This is a genomic window from Corynebacterium sp. HMSC073D01, from assembly GCF_001815555.1.
Lineage (GTDB): Bacteria > Actinomycetota > Actinomycetes > Mycobacteriales > Mycobacteriaceae > Corynebacterium > Corynebacterium glucuronolyticum.
Map to the genome: position 1 here is coordinate 1 of NZ_KV821076.1, position 301 is coordinate 301.

General features: G+C 56.5%; 1 pseudogene. It reads right to left on the minus strand.

The features are described from left to right. Nucleotides 1–301 (minus strand): annotated as a pseudogene (locus tag HMPREF3044_RS10265) (hypothetical protein); the annotation flags it as partial.

Here is a 301-nt window from a genome sequence, read left to right on the forward strand (position 1 = left end):
GCGGCGATCTCGTCGTTGTTGTTCACGCCGTCGTTATCGGCATCCGGATCAAGGTAATCCGGGATCGTATCGCCGTCGGTATCGAGTGCCTCAATGAGATCGGCGATGCCGTTCGGAACCTGCTTACCGTTATCCAGCTTGCCGGTCTTATCCGTGATCGGCACCTTCGCCGTACCATCATCGTTGACGCCATCGGGCTTAACGTTGGTGTCAGACTCCTTAGCGTTCGGGATCTTATCCCCATCATGGTCGGCCTCCCCATCCTTGATCGGGTTGCCATCCGCATCAAAGTACTTGTCGC